Here is a 2,961-nt window from a genome sequence, read left to right as displayed (position 1 = left end):
GACTCAGGAAGTCGAATGCTCATCGTGCTCATTTTCGATCCTCCAACTCTTGGAGCAGGGTTCCGGGCGTCAGGACAGCGATCCCGAAGTGCTCGTCGACTCCGGCGAAGTCACGCACGTTGTGAGTGACTATCGCTTCCACTCCCGCGCCGACGGCCACTTCCAGCACCATCTCGTCTCCAGCATCGCGAAGAAACGGTCGCCACAGGAAGTAAATCTCCCGCTTCTCGCCGATCTCACACAGGTAATCCAGGAAGGGCTCGATCCTCCAGTCGTCTTGGCCCATAAAGCGCCTGAGGGTCGCCTCATACTCGAGTACTAGCGGCACCGACACACAGGGCGTCAGCTCAGCCGCTCCCTCCAGTAGTTCAAGGACTCGGAACGAAGCCCCGTCCCGGGACTTGAACGCAGCCACAAGGACATTGGTATCCAGAACAACCCGCATCATGTGGTACGCTATGTGATACCAACCCAGGGGGCAAGAGTTTCCCTCCGGGACCTCAGGCGGCTACCTAATCTGTCCGTCGGTCCCTCGTTCTAACGTCCCGGAATTCTGCTGCCGCACCCGCACGTTTAGCAAACCACAGGCGTTACCAGAGATGCCCTCGACGCCTTCGCGGACAACAGCAATTCCATGTTAGAGAGTGCTTCACAAGAAGTGACCCTACCCGCCGTTCTCCAGATACCGCTGGACCTCTAAGGCAGTGTCCCGCAGTCGCCGTTGGTTTTCTACGACTGCCTGCTGGAGCCCACTCAGGCCCAACATGAGGTCTCGGACCTCACGCCGCTCAGCCGCTGTCCACCTTAGGTCAGCAGCCACACGCGCCACGGCGGGTGTCACGACCATATTCTGGAAGTCGACTGTCTGAAGGTTGAACCTCCGCTTCTCCTCAAGCAGGCCGGCCCAACGGGAGAGAAGTAGCCGGAGGGGTCGGTCGTCCACAGCTCTCAAGTTTCCACTCTCCACGAGCGCCTGAACTATCCCCATCGCCGGATCGAAGCCCGCCCAGTCAAGGTAGCCACCCAAGCGACGCGTCAGTTCCTCGTCAGATACTGCCGCAAGCTCAGCGTCAGTGAGCCTTGGCAAGAATCCGAATCGAATCTGGGTTGTGTCGTTGACCGAGATATCTGACTCGAGGATTCGGAGATTCGCCTCGAACTCCGCCAGCATGTCCTCACGGAGTTCGCGCTCAAACTGTCGATCCGCACGCTCCGACCACCATGACTCGGCGGCCAGCGCGAGAAACACGCCCAAGAGAACGACCACGAACTCGCTGAACAGACGCCGTGAGCTCCTCGGCGTAGCTCTCTTCATGGGCGCCTCAGCGACTTCCTGGCTCATCAACCTCCTATGGGTCGGAGCACTTGACCGGGGTCTTCAGCCGCCACGCTCTCAGCACTCTCTAACGTCCCGGAATTCTGCTGCCGCACCCGCACGCATAGCAAACCATGGCGCTACCAGAGATGCCGAATGGCCTTTGCGGACAGCAGCAATTCCATGTTAGGGAGTGCCGCGAGGAACTACGAGGCGCGCTTCCCTTCCCGGATGGAATCAGCGAGTAGTCGCAGAGCGTCGTTGACCGCCTGGCCGTCCTTGAAGACTTCGGCCACGTCAGGTGCAAGGACAATGACGTTGCTCCCCTTGGCGAAGCGCTCAGCATACTTGCCGCGTACTGCGCCGCTGAAGTCGTACTCCTCGCGCATCTCGTCCGGGTCTCTACTCGTGCTCATAGGCTTTGCGCTCGGCAGTGGTGGCCGAGCGGGCGCTGATGATTCGGATCGTATCTCCGTCCTCGGCGTGCGCCACGACAACGAGGCGGTTTCGATACGATACACCTATCAAGATGAATCGCTCTTCACCCACAGAGTGGTCTGGATCGGGGACAGTCAAGGAAAGGGGATCACCGAACGCGGTAGCCGCCTCCCCGAAATCGACTCCATGCTTCTTTAGGTTCGACTCGGCCTTGGCCGGATCCCACTCGAAGTGGAGCATCAAACTCCTCAGTCCAACGGATGGCGGTGGCCGCGCTCCCTAACGTCTCGGGATTCTGCTGCCGCACCCGCACGCTTCGCAAACCACAGGCGTTACCAGACGTGGCCTCGACGCCTTCGCGGACAGCAGCAATTCCAAGTTGGAGCGCAGCGGCGACAGGATCCTGGAACCAATTATACGCCATTGACGTATACTACGCCAACGACGTACGATTGAGGATGGTAATCAAGGAAACGCCTGTCTTCAGCAAGCAAGTCGCGAAGCTGCTGGACGCTGAGTCCTATCGGCTACTGCAACTTCGTTTAGTTCAAGACCCCGGTGCTGGAGCGCTCATTCAAGGGACGGGCGGGCTGAGGAAGATCCGTTGGCAGGGCTCGGGGAGGGGAAAGCGTGGCGGGGTCCGCGCGATCTACTACTGGGCGACGGAGGATGGGCAGATCCTCATGCTGCTGATGTACCCGAAGAGTGAAAAGGACGACCTGTCAGCGGACCAGAGAAAGGTCCTCGCTGCCCTGGTCAAGGAGGAGTTCAAATGAAGGATGAGCTATTCGAAGAACTCGTGCAGAGCGTGAAGGAGGGCGGCGCGATTCTACGCGGAGAACAAGAGCCGTCGCGGACGATGTCGTTCGACGACCCCGATGTCGCCGTAATCCGAGAGGAGTATGGGCTGTCCCAGGCGAAGTTCGCCGCCCTTCTTGGGATCAGCGTGCGCACCCTGCAGAACTGGGAGCAGGGTCGTCGCCACCCTCAGGGCCCGGCCCGAGTCCTACTTAGGGTTGCAGCGAAGCACCCCCGGGCGGTCCTCGATTCGGTGAAGTAGTCCTCACCTTCTGGGCTGCGCTCTAACGTCTTGGGATTCTGCTGGCGGCCCCCGCGAGGATAGTCACCCCCAACGCCGCCCGTCCCAAGTACCTGAAGAGGCGCACCCGCACGACGAGGCGCAAGCCGGTGCTCACCCGACGACCCGT

6 protein-coding genes are annotated in these 2,961 nt (G+C 60.3%); 2 read left to right on the top strand and 4 right to left on the bottom strand.

Annotated elements, in window-relative coordinates:
• Positions 1-28: 28 nt before the first annotated feature.
• The 4 genes from HKN37_12395 to HKN37_12380 form a co-directional block, all read right to left on the bottom strand.
• Positions 29-448, bottom strand: a complete 420-nt coding sequence (locus HKN37_12395) for a putative toxin-antitoxin system toxin component, PIN family (GenBank protein NNE47445.1) — start codon at positions 446-448, stop codon at positions 29-31.
• Positions 449-664: 216 nt separating this feature from the next.
• A complete protein-coding gene (locus HKN37_12390) occupies positions 665-1,342 on the bottom strand; it encodes a hypothetical protein (protein NNE47444.1) in 678 nt (225 codons plus the stop codon).
• Positions 1,343-1,521: 179 nt separating this feature from the next.
• Positions 1,522-1,731 carry a hypothetical protein gene (locus HKN37_12385; GenBank protein NNE47443.1) on the bottom strand — a complete coding sequence of 70 codons (210 nt, stop codon included), beginning with the start codon at positions 1,729-1,731 and terminating at the stop codon, positions 1,522-1,524.
• The gene (locus HKN37_12380; protein NNE47442.1) at positions 1,718-1,993 is read right to left on the bottom strand and encodes a BrnT family toxin; all 276 of its coding nucleotides are present in this window, start codon (positions 1,991-1,993) and stop codon (positions 1,718-1,720) included. The genes HKN37_12385 and HKN37_12380 overlap by 14 nt, the downstream gene beginning before the upstream one ends.
• A 218-nt stretch (positions 1,994-2,211) precedes the next feature.
• On the opposite strand from HKN37_12380, the gene HKN37_12375 reads away from it, so the two are divergent.
• Both HKN37_12375 and HKN37_12370 read left to right on the top strand, forming a co-directional pair.
• Entirely contained in the window at positions 2,212-2,529 is a 318-nt protein-coding gene (locus HKN37_12375; protein ID NNE47441.1) for a type II toxin-antitoxin system RelE/ParE family toxin, read from the top strand.
• On the top strand, positions 2,526-2,813 hold the full coding sequence (locus tag HKN37_12370; protein NNE47440.1) for a helix-turn-helix domain-containing protein: 288 nt from the start codon (positions 2,526-2,528) through the stop codon (positions 2,811-2,813). Before HKN37_12375 ends, HKN37_12370 begins: the two co-directional genes overlap by 4 nt.
• The last annotated feature ends 148 nt before the right edge of the window (positions 2,814-2,961 follow it).

The sequence above is a fragment of the Rhodothermales bacterium genome (assembly GCA_013002345.1).
Taxonomy (GTDB): domain Bacteria; phylum Bacteroidota; class Rhodothermia; order Rhodothermales; family JABDKH01; genus JABDKH01.
The sequence above is the reverse complement of the archived record's forward strand: the minus strand, read 5'-3'. Positions and strand labels throughout refer to the sequence as shown.

Coding starts and splice junctions, on each gene's coding strand:
- HKN37_12375 (NNE47441.1), top strand. CDS start 2,212: ATGGTAATCAAGGAAACGCCTGTCTTCAGCAAGCAAGTCGCGAAGCTG.
- HKN37_12380 (NNE47442.1), bottom strand. CDS start 1,993: ATGCTCCACTTCGAGTGGGATCCGGCCAAGGCCGAGTCGAACCTAAAG.
- HKN37_12385 (NNE47443.1), bottom strand. CDS start 1,731: ATGAGCACGAGTAGAGACCCGGACGAGATGCGCGAGGAGTACGACTTC.
- HKN37_12395 (NNE47445.1), bottom strand. CDS start 448: ATGATGCGGGTTGTTCTGGATACCAATGTCCTTGTGGCTGCGTTCAAG.
- HKN37_12390 (NNE47444.1), bottom strand. CDS start 1,342: ATGAGCCAGGAAGTCGCTGAGGCGCCCATGAAGAGAGCTACGCCGAGG.
- HKN37_12370 (NNE47440.1), top strand. CDS start 2,526: ATGAAGGATGAGCTATTCGAAGAACTCGTGCAGAGCGTGAAGGAGGGC.